The sequence below is a fragment of the Streptomyces vulcanius genome, assembly GCF_042653945.1.
Taxonomy (GTDB): Bacteria; Actinomycetota; Actinomycetes; order Streptomycetales; family Streptomycetaceae; genus Streptomyces; species Streptomyces mangrovi.
The window spans coordinates 54419-67892 of record NZ_JBHSFK010000034.1; the positions used below are offsets into that span (position 1 = coordinate 54419).

General features: G+C 72.1%; 11 protein-coding genes. 8 read left to right on the forward strand and 3 right to left on the reverse strand.

Annotated features, from left to right (window positions below; all coding sequences use genetic code 11):
• Window positions 1-17: 17 nt before the first annotated feature.
• A complete protein-coding gene (locus tag ACFPIH_RS39265; RefSeq protein WP_381180212.1) occupies window positions 18-728 on the forward strand; it encodes a TetR/AcrR family transcriptional regulator in 711 nt (236 codons plus the stop codon).
• A gap of 75 nt (window positions 729-803) precedes the next feature.
• On the opposite strand, the gene ACFPIH_RS39270 is transcribed toward ACFPIH_RS39265, so the two are convergent.
• From ACFPIH_RS39270 to hmgA, 3 genes are read right to left on the reverse strand one after another with little or no spacing between them, the layout of a single operon-like run.
• Entirely contained in the window at window positions 804-1955 is a 1152-nt protein-coding gene (locus ACFPIH_RS39270; protein ID WP_381180215.1) for a type ISP restriction/modification enzyme, read from the reverse strand.
• A 12-nt stretch (window positions 1956-1967) separates the two neighbouring features.
• A complete protein-coding gene (locus ACFPIH_RS39275) occupies window positions 1968-2717 on the reverse strand; it encodes a GntR family transcriptional regulator (RefSeq protein ID WP_381180218.1) in 750 nt (249 codons plus the stop codon).
• A gap of 28 nt (window positions 2718-2745) precedes the next feature.
• Complete coding sequence (gene hmgA, locus ACFPIH_RS39280; RefSeq protein WP_381180221.1) at window positions 2746-4071, reverse strand: homogentisate 1,2-dioxygenase; 1326 nt, start codon at window positions 4069-4071, stop codon at window positions 2746-2748.
• A 171-nt stretch (window positions 4072-4242) separates the two neighbouring features.
• Between hmgA and ACFPIH_RS39285 the strand changes: the two genes are divergently transcribed.
• The 7 genes from ACFPIH_RS39285 to ACFPIH_RS39315 all read left to right on the forward strand — a co-directional run bounded on the left by ACFPIH_RS39285 (window position 4243) and on the right by ACFPIH_RS39315 (window position 13466).
• Window positions 4243-4749, forward strand: coding sequence for a hypothetical protein (locus ACFPIH_RS39285; protein ID WP_381180224.1), 507 nt, complete (start codon window positions 4243-4245; stop codon window positions 4747-4749).
• Between the two features lie 79 nt (window positions 4750-4828).
• Window positions 4829-5446, forward strand: coding sequence for a TetR/AcrR family transcriptional regulator (locus ACFPIH_RS39290; RefSeq protein WP_381180229.1), 618 nt, complete (start codon window positions 4829-4831; stop codon window positions 5444-5446).
• 94 nt (window positions 5447-5540) lie between these two features.
• Entirely contained in the window at window positions 5541-7772 is a 2232-nt protein-coding gene (locus ACFPIH_RS39295; RefSeq protein ID WP_381180233.1) for a molybdopterin oxidoreductase family protein, read from the forward strand.
• 124 nt (window positions 7773-7896) lie between these two features.
• Window positions 7897-9291, forward strand: a complete 1395-nt coding sequence (locus tag ACFPIH_RS39300) for a CitMHS family transporter (protein ID WP_381180236.1) — start codon at window positions 7897-7899, stop codon at window positions 9289-9291.
• A 19-nt stretch (window positions 9292-9310) separates the two neighbouring features.
• Window positions 9311-10534 (forward strand): MFS transporter, encoded by a 1224-nt coding sequence (locus ACFPIH_RS39305; protein WP_381180368.1) that lies wholly within the window; start codon window positions 9311-9313, stop codon window positions 10532-10534.
• A gap of 126 nt (window positions 10535-10660) precedes the next feature.
• Window positions 10661-11995, forward strand: coding sequence for an ABC transporter ATP-binding protein (locus ACFPIH_RS39310; RefSeq protein WP_381180239.1), 1335 nt, complete (start codon window positions 10661-10663; stop codon window positions 11993-11995).
• A gap of 82 nt (window positions 11996-12077) precedes the next feature.
• On the forward strand, window positions 12078-13466 hold the full coding sequence (locus ACFPIH_RS39315) for an aldehyde dehydrogenase family protein (RefSeq protein WP_381180242.1): 1389 nt from the start codon (window positions 12078-12080) through the stop codon (window positions 13464-13466).
• The last annotated feature ends 8 nt before the right edge of the window (window positions 13467-13474 follow it).

Here is a 13474-nt window from a genome sequence, read left to right on the forward strand (position 1 = left end):
GGTCGAGGTGATGATCGATGGCGGGCCGAGCGGCCGTACCCGAAGTGATCTGGGCCCGTCCCGAGCGGACCGGCCGGGGCCCGAGGCCCGCGTACACCCGAGCCGACATCGCGGCGGCGGCCGTCCGGCTCGCCGACGCGGGCGGACTGGACGCGGTGTCCATGCGGCATGTCGCGGCCGAACTGGGCTGCGGGACCATGTCGCTCTACAACTACGTCCCCCGCAAGGAGGACCTGTACGAGCTGATGGTGGACGCGGTCAGCGGCGAGCACGAGCTGTGGGAGCCGGGGCTCGACTGGCGGGCGGAGATGGTGCGGGTGGGGCGGCAGACGCGCGCCCTCATGCACCGGCACCCCTGGCTGCCGCGGCTGATGTCACCGGTGTACGGGTTCAGCCCCAACGCGCTGCGGTACCTGGAGCACTGTCTGGCGTGCCTGGACACGCGGGACGACCTGACGTACGGCATGAAGATCCAGCTCGTCGCGATGGTCAACGGCGTGGTGACGATGTACGTCTCCAACGAACTGGCCACGGCCGAGCGGACGCGGTCCCTGCCGTGGTCGGAGGAGCAGGAGAACGCGGTGCGCTTCGCGTATCTGGGGGGGCAGGTGGCTACCGGTGCCTATCCGCGGATGGCGGCGGCGTTCACGGAGGATCCGGGGCCTATTGATTTGGAAGCGGTTTTCGATCTGGCGCTGGAGAGGGTGCTGGATGCGTTTGCGCCGTGAGGTTGTTTGTCGGGTGCGGGTTCGTAGTGGCTGGGTGCGCAGTTCCCCGCGCCCCTGAGGGGGCTGGCCCAACCGTTAGATCAATGCGAACTGGCCTTCAGGGCCTTCCTCGTGGTGGTCCAGGACCGTGGCCGGGTGGCGAGCCCATGAGGGGGGCGGGAGGATGCCTGCGTAGTGCAGGTCTGTTGTGGTCACCGAATCCGTCACCGTCAACTCAGCCTGCTGTTCCCGTACTTCCGTCAGCAGGGTCAACACCGTGATCAGTTCCAGGAGTTCGGAGGTCCAGGTCTGCTGCCAGGAGGCGGGGCGGATCGCGGCCAGGATGCCGGGGGCGGCGTCCTCGGCCGTACGGATCGCGAACCATGCCTCCAGGGTCCGGACTCCTGGTGCCGTCTCGACGTCCCAGGCCTCGGGCGGGACCGGGGAGATGCGGCCCTCGTCGAGGTGGAGGGCCTCCTCGTCGCGGTCGTAGTGGAGGGTGAGCGGGCGGGCCGGGAGCGGCGCGCGGACGTAGGGGCGGCGCCCGCCGGGCAGCTTGGGGCGGTCGCCGTCGCGGCGCAGGAGCCACAGCGCGCGGCGGCCCAACTCCACGCCCTGGGCCCAGAGTCCGGGGTCCCTGGTGAGCGGCACGGTGAGGTCGGGGCGTACCGCGGTCAGCGTCCAGGCGAGGAAGTCCACCGGATCGGGGGAGTGGCCCAGGTGTTCGAGGAGGCCGGGGGCCAGGTTGGGTTCCGCGCCGCCCGGACGCCGGTACAGCGGGCGGATCCGGCCGGGGCGGAGGAAGGGGATCAGAGGGGTCGCCAGCAGCGGGGACCGCGGTGAGTCCGGAGTCTCCACCGCGAACACCTGCCGTTCGTCCGCCACCCGCCACAGCTCGGGGCGGGCCGCGTCGATCAGCCGGTGGTCGGGGATGAGCCACTGCTCGTCGAAGGGCGCCGCGAGGACCCGGACGGGCTCGGGACACGGCCCCGAGGCACGGACCAGTTTCTCCGTGCCGCCGGAGCGCCCGGGCAACTGCCCCACCGCCGTGTGCGGGGTGCGGGCGCGGGTCGGTTCGAACAGGGCCTCGCGGTCCGGGCCGTCCGCCTTCACCAGAGCGCCCCAGCGGTCCCTGAGTGCGGCCGGGTCGGGAGCCAGCGGCCACCCCCGGCCGATGCGCGGCGGTGCGACGGACCACGGCATGAGGTCCGCCAGCGTCGGAGCGTCGGCGTGCGTCACGGTGGGCATGGTACGTCGTGCTCAGGTCGCGTCGAGCGTGACGGTGAAGGAGAACCGGTCGCCGCGGTAGTGGATGACGGCCGCGTCGAGGACCCGCCCGTCCCTGTCGTAGGTCACACCCGTGTAGTGCAGGATCGGGCTCAGCAGCGGGACGTCCAGCAGCCGGGCGGTCTCCGGGTCGGCGAGCCGGGCCTCGACCGTGTCCGTGATCCGGCCGATGTCCGCGCCCACGACGTCCCGCAGCACCTTGGTCATCGGCTGGTGCACCAGGTCGTCCGGGTCGACCAGGGCGGCGATCTCGGGCAGGAGGTAGTTGCGGGCATGGTTGGTCGGTTCGCCCGTCTTCTCGTCGCTGCGCAGCCGGTGGTACATGGCCGCCTCGGCCAGGTCCGGGAAGTACTCGGCGAGTTCGGCGGGGACCGCCGCCGTGCCGTGCTCCAGCAACTCCGTCGTCATACCGGACTGCTGGGCCACGATCGCGTCCACCGAGCCGAGCAGCCGCACCGGGGCGCCCCGCCGCACGCCCGGCTCGATGAACGTGCCGCGCCGGCGGTGCCGGGTGATCAGCCCCTCGTCCTCCAGCTCCTTCAGCGCCTGCCGCATGGTCAGCACGCTCACCCCGTAGTGCCCCGCCAGCCGCTCCTCGGTGGGCAGCCGCAGGGGGTCCCGGGGCGAGCGGCCGAGTATCGAGGCGCGCAGCGACTGCGACACCTGGTACCAGAGCGGCAGCTTGCGGTTCAGGACGATCGAGTCCGGGGCGAAGGAGGTCACGGGGTCTATCCGTACCGGTCGTCGACGATCAGGGCAACGGCCGGAAGTGCCGTTCGAGGCCCTGCCACACGTCGTCGTAGCCCGCCTGGAGGTGCTCGGCGTGTGCCGCCCGCGGGGTGAGGGTGAGCGGCCAGCGCGTCTCGAACATGAACGCCAGCCCGTCGTCGATCCGCTGGGGCCGCAGTTCGGCCGCGCTCGCCCGGTCGAACGTCTCCCGGTCGGGGCCGTGCGCCGACATCATGTTGTGCAGCGAGCCCCCGCCCGGCACGAAGCCCCCCTTTCCGGCCGTCTTCGCGTCGTAGGCGCCCTCGATGAGCCCCATGTACTCGCTCATCACGTTCCGGTGGAAGTACGGCGGACGGAAGGTGTCCTCGCCCACCAGCCAGCGCGGCGCGAACACCACGAAGTCGACACCGGCCAGGCCCGGGGTGTCGGAGGGAGACGTCAGCACCGTGAAGATCGACGGGTCGGGATGGTCGTACGAGATCGTCCCGATGACGTTGAAACGGCGCAGGTCGTAGACGTACGGCACGAGGTTGCCGTGCCAGGCGACGACATCGAGGGGGGAGTGGCCGTAGGTCGCCCGCCAGAGGTTGCCGCAGAACTTGTTGACCACCTCCACCGGGCCCTCCACGTCCTCGTACGCGGCGACGGGCGCCCGGAAGTCCCTGGGGCTCGCGAGTCCGTTGGCGCCGATCGGGCCGAGGTCGGGGAGCCGGAAGGGGGCGCCGTAGTTCTCACAGACGTAACCGCGGGCCGGCGCGTCGAGCAGCTCGACCCGGAAGCGCACCCCGCGCGGGATCAGCGCGACCTCGCCGGGCTCGGCGTGCAGCAGGCCGAACTCGGTGCGCAGCAGCAGCCCGCCGCGCTCGGGCACGATCAGCAGCTCGCCGTCGGCGTCGGAGAACACCCGGTCCATGGAGGCGTCGGCGTGGTACAGGTGCACGGCCGTGCCGGTGCGCTGCGTGGCGTCGCCGTTGCCCCCGAGGGTCCACAGACCGGCCAGGAAGTCCGTCCCGGCGGGCGGCTCGGGCAGCGGGCCCCAGCGCAGCCGGTTGGGGTCGGGCACCGACTCGGTGAACGGACCCGTGCCGATCGCCCCGGCGTCGGTGCGGGTGAACGCGGGGTGCGCGGCGGAGGGGCGGACGCGGTACAGCCAGGAGCGCCGGTTGTGCGCCCGCGGCTCGGTGAACGCCGTACCGCTCAGCTGCTCCGCGTACAGCCCCAGGGGCGCCCGCTGCGGCGAGTTGCGGCCCTCCGGCAGGGCGCCGGGCACCGCCTCGGAGCTGTGCTCGTTGCCGAAACCGGAGAGGTACGACAGCCCCTCCGCGGTCTTGCGCGCGTCCCCGCTCATGATCACTCCCACGGTGCCGACTCCCGGTCATTCCTCTGCATCACCGTAGGATTGGGGTTTCGAAGGCGCAAGACGTCCGTCGGGTCCTCCTCTCGAAGGACTATCTGCGGTGGCGAGAACCAGACCCCAGGGGGATTTGCGGTGTGGGGCCGTTGTTCTAACCTCCCGGACATGTCCTGGACCCGTGCCTCCGTCGCCGCGCTCGCGGCCTGTGCCGTGCTGCTGACCGGAACCGCGGCCTGCGGCTCGGGCGGAGGGCGGGAGCAGGGGACGGTGGTGTCGCCCTCGCCGGTGGGAAAGGTCCTGGACAACACGGACGACGACGGCCGCCACTACCGCGAGGTGGCGAAGGACGGGGCGCCGAAGGTCGGCCTCGAGGTGGTGCCCGACAAGGCCGGCGGCTGGGACGTCCGGCTGAAGCCGGCCAATTTCCGCTTCTCGCCGTCCGGCGCGGCGGGGAAGGCGATCCCCGGCCGCGGCACCGCGCGGCTCTACGTCGACGACCAGCCCGTCGCCGATCTGCGTACCCCGTCCTACCGCATCCCGGCCGGCTACCTCCCGCACGGCACCCACCAGGTCACCGTCCGCCTCTACGCGGACGACGGCACGGTGTGGGCGGTCGACGGCAAACCGGTGCAGAGCACGGCGGACATCACGGCGTCGGAGACCTCCTCGTGACCCGGCCCGCCCTGAGTGTGCCGTACACCTTTCCCCGTAGTCGGGGGCGAGGTACCCCTGCCCCCTGCGGAAAGGCATCATGAAGCCCGTGCCCCAAGCGACATCGCTCCGCCGTGCGCCGGTCCAGCGGCGCAGTGCCGAACGGCTGACCAGAATCCTCGACGCCTGTGCCGACCTGCTGGACGAGGTCGGCTACGACGCCCTGAGCACCCGTGCCGTCGCGCAGCGCGCCGGCGTGCCCATCGGCTCGGTGTACCGCTTCTTCGGCAACAAGCGCCAGATGGCCGACGCGCTCGCCCAGCGCAACCTGGAGCTCTGGTCGGAGCGGGTCACCGAGCGGCTGACGGGGGCCAGGGCCGGAGACTGGCGGGCCGCCATGGACGCCGTACTCGACGAGTACCTGGCCATGAAGCGCACCGCGCCCGGCTTCTCGCTCGTCGACTTCGGCAACCAGATCCCGGTCGGCACCCGCCAGGCCGAACCCAACCACCGTGTCGCCGACCGGCTCACCGACCTCCTCGGCGCCTATCTCGACCGCGCCCCCGACGACGATCTGCGCCGCACCTTCCTGATCGCCGTCGAGACGGCCGACACCCTCGTCCAGTTGGCCTTCCGGGTGGATCCGGAGGGCGACGCGAAGGTGATCGAGGAGACCCGGGAGCTGCTGCGGGCGTATCTGGCCCGGGTGCTCGACTGACCGGACCGATTCCCGTTCCGCGTACCCCTCGCGATGAGGCATACCGGTCGGTATGCTCGCCCGTGACGAGGCAACGCCGCCCCCGGGAGGACCCGTGTCCCGCACCGCCCTGCGAATCTGCCCCCTGTGCGAGGCCACCTGTGGGCTGACGCTGACCATCGAGGGGGCGAAGGTCACCGGCGCCCGCGGTGACCGCGACGACGTCTTCAGCAAGGGGTTCATCTGCCCCAAGGGCGCCTCCTTCGGCGCCGTCGACGGCGACCCCGACCGGCTCAGGACACCCCTTGTCCGCCGGGACGGCGAACTGCGCGAGGCGACCTGGGCGGAGGCCTTCGACGCGGTGGCCGCCGGGGTGCGGCCGGTCGTCGAGCGGTACGGCCCGCACGCCGTCGGAGTCGTCCTCGGCAATCCCAACGTGCACACCATGGCCGGCGCCCTCTACCCGACCGTGCTGGTCGGCGGGCTCGGCACCCGCAGCCTGTTCACCGCGTCCACGGTCGACCAGATGCCCAAGCACGTCTCCAGCGGGCTGCTCTTCGGCGACGCCAACGCGATCCCCGTGCCGGACCTCGACCACACCGACCACCTCCTCCTCATCGGGGCCAACCCCCTGGAGTCCAACGGGAGTCTGTGCACCGCCCCCGACTTCCCCGGCAAGCTCAAGGCGCTCAAGGCCCGCGGCGGCACCCTCACGGTCATCGACCCGCGCCGCACCCGCACCGCCAAGCTCGCCGACCGGCACATCGAGATCCGGCCCGGCGCCGACGCCCTGCTCCTCGCGGCGATGGCGTACACCCTCTTCGAGGAAGACCTCGTGGACCTGGGGGAGTTGACCCCGCACGTCGAGGGAGTCGACGAACTCCGGGAAGCCGTAAGGGAGTTCACCCCCGAGGCGGTGGCCCCCGCCTGTGACGTCGACGCCGGCACCATCCGCGTCCTCGCCCGAGAGCTCGCCGCCGCCCCCACCGCCGCCGTCTACGGCCGCATCGGCAGCTGCACGGTCCCCTTCGGCACGCTCGGCAGCTGGCTGGTCGACGTCCTGAACGTCCTCACCGGCAACCTGGACCGGCCCGGCGGCGCCCTCTTCCCGCAGGCCGCCACCGACCGCACACCCCGCCCGGCCGGACCCGGCCACGGCTTCCAGCTCGGCCGCTGGCACTCCCGGGTCAGCCGGCACCCCGAGGCCAAGGGCGAACTGCCGCTCTCCGCGCTCGCCGAGGAGATCGACACCGCCACCGAGGAGGGCGAGCCGATCCGCGCCCTGATCGTGGTGGCCGCCAACCCCGTGCTCTCCGCGCCCGACGGCGACCGGCTCGACAAGGCGCTCGGCTCACTGGACTTCATGGTCAGCGTCGACCCGTACCTCAACGAGACCGCGCGCCACGCCGATGTCGTCCTGCCGCCGCCCCCGCCCTCCCAGAGCCCCCACCACGACTTCGCCTTCAACACCCTCGCCGTGCGCAACCAGGTCCGCTACACCCGCGCCGCGCTCCCGCTGGAGCCCGGCAGGATGGCCGAGACCGAGATCCTCGCCCGGCTGACCCTCGCGGTCACCGGTATGCACGGCGCCGAGCCGTCCGCCGTGGACGACCTGGTCGTCGGCCAGACCCTCGGCAAGGCCGTCAAGGAGGCCCACTCGCCGGTCCACGGCCGCGACCCGCGCGAGCTGGCCGCACAGCTCACCGGCGACACCGGCCCCGAGCGCCGGCTCGACCTGATGCTGCGCCTCGGCCCCTACGGCGACGGCTTCGGCGCCCGCCCCGACGGACTGAGCCTGGAGAAACTCCTCGCCCATCCGCACGGCCTCGACCTCGGCCCGCTGCGCCCCCGCCTGCCCCAGCCGCTGAAGACGCGCAGCGGCCGGATCGAACTCCTCCCGCGGCCCATCGCCGACGACCTGCCCCGCCTGACCAAGGCCCTGCGCGAACGCCCCGCCGGTCTGGTCCTCGTCGGCCGCCGCCATCTGCGCTCCAACAACAGCTGGATGCACAACGTCCCCGCCCTCACAGGTGGCACCAACCGCTGCACCCTCCACATCCACCCCGAGGACGCCGAACGGCTCGGCGTGCGCGACGGGGCGGCCGTGCGCGTGAAGGGCGCCGGGGGAGAGGTGACCGCCCCCGCCGAGGTCACCGACGGCGTGCGCCGGGGCGTGGTGAGCCTGCCGCACGGCTGGGGCCACGACCGGCCCGGCAGCCGGCTGAGCCACGCCCTGAAGGACCCCGGCGTCAACGTCAACCAGCTGCTCGACGGCAGCCTGCTCGACCCCCTGTCGGGCAACGCTGTCCTCAACGGTGTACCGGTCGAAGTTGCCGCGACGCCGTGACCTGGAATATTGCGCTTATTGCTCGCACGTCAACGTCTTGTTAACGCCGTTTGAACGGACCTAACGTCAACGCACCGCCAAGCCCCAGGTGGGATGTTCAAGGGCGAACGTTAGGTATCCACACATGTTGACCATCCTCGGCTTCACCATGATCGCGACCTTCCTGGTCCTGATCATGCTGAAGAAGATGTCGCCGATCGCGGCGCTCGTGCTGATCCCGGCACTGTTCTGCGTGTTCGTCGGGAAGGGCGCCAAGCTCGGTGACTACGTCATCGACGGCGTCACCAGCCTCGCCCCCACGGCGGCGATGCTCATGTTCGCGATCGTCTACTTCGGTGTGATGATCGACGTCGGCCTCTTCGACCCGATCGTCCGGGCCATCCTGAAGTTCTGCAAGGCCGACCCGCTGCGCATCGTCGTGGGCACCGCGCTCCTCGCCGCGATCGTCTCGCTCGACGGCGACGGCTCCACCACCTTCATGATCACCGTCTCGGCGATGTACCCGCTGTACAAGCGCCTGAAGATGAGCCTGGTCGTGATGACCGGTGTCGCCGCGATGGCCAACGGCGTGATGAACACGCTGCCCTGGGGCGGCCCGACGGCCCGTGCCGCCACCGCCCTCAAGCTGGACGCCAGCGACATCTTCGTCCCGATGATCCCGGCGCTCGCCGTCGGCCTGGTGTTCGTCATCGCGCTCTCCTACGTCCTCGGCCGCCGCGAGCGCAAGCGGCTCGGCGTGCTGACGCTGGACGAGGTGCTGGTCGAGGAGAAGGAGACCGAGACCGTGCTGGTCGGCGCCGGTACCGGTGCCCAGGGCACCGGCGGCGCCGGGGGCTCCGGGGGCGCGTCCCTCCCCGAGGAGCCGGACGACGACGGCTTCAAGGGCCTCGACCCGCACCGCGACACCCTGCGCCCCAAGCTGTACTGGTTCAACGCGCTGCTCACGGTCGTCCTGCTCACCGCCATGATCATGGAGTGGCTGCCGATCCCGGTGCTGTTCCTGCTCGGCGCGGCACTGGCGCTGACCGTCAACTTCCCGCACATGCCCGACCAGAAGGCCCGCCTCGGCGCGCACGCCGAGAACGTCCTCAACGTCTCCGGCATGGTCTTCGCCGCCGCCGTCTTCACCGGCGTCCTCCAGGGCACCGGCATGGTCGACCACATGGCCCGCTGGCTGGTCGACAACATCCCCGACGGCATGGGCCCGCACATGGCCTTCGTCACCGGCCTGCTGAGCCTTCCGCTCACCTACTTCATGTCCAACGACGGCTTCTACTTCGGCGTCCTGCCGGTCCTCGCCGAGGCCGGCCAGGCACACGGGGTGTCCTCCCTGGAGATCGCCCGCGCCTCACTGGTCGGCCAGCCGCTGCACATGTCCAGCCCGCTCGTCCCGGCCGTCTACGTCCTGGTCGGCATGGCCAAGGTCGAGTTCGGCGACCACACCCGCTTCGTCGTCAAGTGGGCCGCCCTCACCTGCCTGGTGGTCCTCGGGGCGGGCATGCTGTTCGGCATCATCTAGAACCGTCATGGAGGTACTCGTGAGGCCCGGCGGGAACCGCGGCTGGCTGCTCCGACTCGTCATCGCCTTCGGCTTCGCGCAGGGGGCGGTGTCGATGGCCCGGCCCGCCGTCTCCTACCGGGCCCTCGCCCTGGGCGCCGACGAGCGGGCGATCGGCGTCATCGCGGGCGTGTACGCGCTGCTCCCGCTCTTCGCCGCCGTACCGCTCGGCCGCCGCACCGACCACGGCCGCTGCGCCCCGCTGCTGCCGGTCGGCGTCGTCCTGATATCCGGCGGCTGTGCGCTCAGCGGCCTCGCGAACTCCCTCTGGACGATGGCCCTGTGGAGCGGGGTGATGGGCCTCGGCCACCTCTGCTTCGTCATCGGCTCCCAGTCGCTGGTCGCCCGCCAGTCCGCGCCGCACGAACAGGACCGCAACTTCGGCCACTTCACCATCGGCGCCTCCCTCGGCCAACTGGTCGGACCCGTCGCGGCCGGCGCGCTCATCGCCCGCGACGACATGGCGCACACCAGCGCGCTCGCCCTGCTCGTCGCGGGCGCGGGCTGTGCCATGGCCCTCACCTCGCTGTGGCGCGTCGAACACCGCGACACGACGCCCAAGTCCCGTACGGAGAACGGCGACCGCGTCCCCGTCGGCCGCATCCTGCGCGCCCGGGGCGTCCCCGCCGGCATCTTCGTCAGCCTCGCCGTGCTGTCCGCGACCGACATCCTCACCGCCTACCTCCCGGTCGTCGGCGAACACCGGGGCATCGCGCCCTCGGTGATCGGCGTGCTGCTCAGCATCCGCGCGGCGGCCACCATCGCCTGCCGGCTCGTCCTCACCCCGCTGCTGCGACTGCTCGGCCGGGCCGTGCTGCTCGCCGTGACCTGTCTCCTGGCAGGCCTGCTGTGCGCCGGGGTCGCGCTGCCGGTCCCGGTGTGGGCGCTGGGCGCCATGCTCGCCGTACTCGGCTTCTGCCTCGGGGTCGGACAGCCGCTGTCCATGACGACGGTCGTCCAGGCCGCCCCCGACGGCGCCCGGTCCACCGCCCTCGCGCTGCGGCTGACCGGCAACCGGCTCGGCCAGGTCGCCGCCCCCGCCGCGGCGGGCCTGGTCGCCGGAGTCGCGGGCGTGGCCGCGCCGTTCGTGATGCTGGGCGCGCTGCTGCTGTCCTCGGGGGTGGCCCTGCGCTCACCGGCGAGGCCGGAGGAGACGGCGAGAACGGAGGGACCGGCCAGGCGGCTCAGCCGGGCGAAGGACTGAACCAGACCGTCCGGTTTCTCACCTGTAGGGCCGTGACGTCCGATCCTGACGTGTCTCTTCCCCCGGCCGTGCACAGTCCGTTAACTTCCGTGACTCACCAGCCGAGTGAGCCCCGGGGACGCCTCCATGACACGCGCCATCTCCCTGCACGACGTCAGCAAGGTCCACGCGAAGGGCGTCCGCGCGGTGGACCGGCTGTCGCTGGACATCCACCCCGGCGAGTTCCTGGTCCTCCTCGGCCCCTCGGGCTGCGGGAAGTCCACCGTGCTGCGCATGATCGCCGGCCTGGAGCCCGTCACGGAGGGGGAGGTGTACCTCGACGGCACGTACGCCAACGACCTCGCGCCGTCCGAGCGGGACATCGCGATGGTCTTCCAGAACTTCGCTCTCTACCCGAACATGACCGGCCGCGACAACATAGGTTTCCCGCTGCGCATCGAGACCCCCGGCGCCGACCCGGCCCCCCGCGTGGACGCCACCGCCCGGATGCTCGGCATCGAGGAACTCCTCGACCGCTACCCCGGTCAGCTCTCCGGCGGCGAACGCCAGCGCGTCGCCATGGGCCGGGCCATCGCCCGCCACCCCTCGGCCTTCCTGATGGACGAGCCGCTGTCCAACCTGGACGCCAAGCTCCGCAACCACCTGCGCGCCGAAATCTCCCGTCTCACCCGGGAGTTGGGCGTCACCACGGTCTACGTCACCCACGACCAGGCCGAGGCCATGTCACTCGGCGACCGGGTCGCCGTGCTGCGCGGCGGGATCCTCCAGCAGGTCGACAGCCCACGCGCCGTGTACGCGCTGCCCCGCAACGTCTTCGTCGCCGCGTTCATCGGCACCCCGCGCATCAACCTGCTGCGCGGGGTGGTCCGCGCCCCGCTCGACGGCGCGATGACGGTCAGCCTCGGCAAACAGGCCCTGCGACTGCCCGAGCCTCTCTCCCCCGACCACAGGCTGCTGCGTGTGCAGCAGGGCCGCGAGGTGATCGTCGGGCTGCGCTCGGAGGCGATCCGCATCGCCACGCCCGCCGAGGCCCGCCCCGAGGAGACCCACATCACCGGGCTCGTGGAACACGTCGAGTTCCAGGGCCACGAGGTCCTCGTCCACTTCAACACCGGCTCCAGCCCCGCCCTCGTCCCCGAACTGGAGGCGCCGCGCCCGCAGCCCCGGCCGCACCGGCGGCGCCGCGAGGGCGGGGTCCTGGGCCGGCTCCGGGAGCGCGCCGGCAGCCTGCGGGCCGGCCCGGTCGTCGTCCTCGACGAGCCGACAGGACCGGAGCAGCCGCCCGCCCCGGCCGAGGGCCGCGCCCCCGGCGACCTGGTGGTCCGCACCACCCCCGACTTCGTCCTGCGGTACGGCATGCAGGTCCCCCTCCTGGTCGACACCGCCCATCTCTTCGCCTTCGACCAGCAGGGCGAACGCATCAGCCCGGCCCCGGCGCGGCTGCCGGACCTGGACGAGTGAGACGGCCCTGGTGCTGCAAAACTAACGGCGCTAGTTTGGGGCCGGGACGAGGTGCGGACCGCCCGGAAGGAACGCGAACGCGATGAAGGCACACGACGGCATCTATCTCGACGGCGCCTGGCGCCCGGCCGCGAGCCAGGACGTGATCGAGGTCGTCGACCCGGCCGACGAACAGGTGATCGCCCGGGTCCCGGCGGGCGGCGCCGAGGACGTCGACGCCGCCGTACGGGCCGCCCGCGCCGCGCTGCCCGGCTGGGCGGCCACCCCGCCCGCCGAGCGCGCCGCCCGGCTGGGCGCCCTCCGGGACGTCCTGGAGGCCCGCAAGGACGAGATCGCCGAGACCGTCACGGCCGAGCTGGGCTCCCCGCTCGCCTTCTCCCAGGCGGTCCACGCGGCCGTACCGATCGCCGTCGCGGGTTCCTACGCCGAACTCGCCGCGACCCACTCCTTCGAGGCGAAGGTCGGCAACTCGACCGTGTACGAGGAGCCGGTCGGCGTGGTCGGGGCGATCACCCCCTGGAACTACCCGCTGCACCAGATCGTCGCCAAGGTCGCCCCCTCCCTCGCCGCGGGCTGCACGGTGGTCCTCAAGCCGGCCGAGGACACCCCGCTCACCGCCCAGCTCTTCGCGGAGGCGGTCCACGAGGCGGGCGTCCCGGCGGGCGTCTTCAACCTCGTCACCGGCCTCGGCCCGGTCGCGGGGCAGGCCCTCGCCGAACACCCCGGCGTCGACCTGGTCTCCTTCACCGGCTCCACCGCCGTGGGCCGCCGGATCGCCGCCACCGCCGGTGCCGCGGTCAAGAAGGTCGCCCTCGAACTCGGCGGCAAGTCCGCCAACGTCATCCTGCCGAGCGCCGACCTCGCCAGGGCGGTCAACGTCGGCGTCGCCAACGTGATGTCCAACTCCGGCCAGACGTGCAGCGCCTGGACCCGGATGCTGGTCCACCGCGACCGGTACGAGGAGGCCGTCGCGCTCGCCGCGACCGCCGCCGCCAAGTACGGCGACCGCATCGGCCCGGTCGTCAGCGCCAAGCAGCAGGCACGGGTACGGAGTTACATCGAGAAGGGCATCGCCGAGGGCGCCCGCCTGATTGCCGGCGGCCCCGAATCCCCGCGCGAGCGCGGCTACTTCATCGCGCCGACCGTCTTCGCCGACGTCACACCGGAGATGACGATCGCCCAGGAGGAGATCTTCGGCCCGGTCCTGTCGATCCTGCGCTACGACGACGAGGACGACGCCCTCCGCATCGCCAACGGCACGGTCTACGGCCTCGCCGGCGCGGTCTGGGCCGGCGACGAGACCGAGGCGGTGGCCTTCGCCCGCCGGATGGACACCGGGCAGGTCGACATCAACGGGGGACGCTTCAACCCCCGTGCCCCCTTCGGCGGTTACAAGCAGTCGGGCGTCGGCCGCGAGCTCGGCGCGCACGGCCTCGCCGAGTACCTCCAGACCAAGTCCCTCCAGTTCTGAGGAAGTCG

Excerpts from the sequence above, each read along its gene's own strand:
- ACFPIH_RS39265 (WP_381180212.1), top strand. The coding sequence starts at position 18 with ATGGCGGGCCGAGCGGCCGTACCCGAAGTGATCTGGGCCCGTCCCGAG.
- ACFPIH_RS39270 (WP_381180215.1), bottom strand. The coding sequence starts at position 1,955 with ATGCCCACCGTGACGCACGCCGACGCTCCGACGCTGGCGGACCTCATG.
- hmgA (WP_381180221.1), bottom strand. The coding sequence starts at position 4,071 with ATGAGCGGGGACGCGCGCAAGACCGCGGAGGGGCTGTCGTACCTCTCC.
- ACFPIH_RS39285 (WP_381180224.1), top strand. The coding sequence starts at position 4,243 with ATGTCCTGGACCCGTGCCTCCGTCGCCGCGCTCGCGGCCTGTGCCGTG.
- ACFPIH_RS39290 (WP_381180229.1), top strand. The coding sequence starts at position 4,829 with ATGAAGCCCGTGCCCCAAGCGACATCGCTCCGCCGTGCGCCGGTCCAG.
- ACFPIH_RS39300 (WP_381180236.1), top strand. The coding sequence starts at position 7,897 with ATGTTGACCATCCTCGGCTTCACCATGATCGCGACCTTCCTGGTCCTG.
- ACFPIH_RS39310 (WP_381180239.1), top strand. The coding sequence starts at position 10,661 with ATGACACGCGCCATCTCCCTGCACGACGTCAGCAAGGTCCACGCGAAG.
- ACFPIH_RS39315 (WP_381180242.1), top strand. The coding sequence starts at position 12,078 with ATGAAGGCACACGACGGCATCTATCTCGACGGCGCCTGGCGCCCGGCC.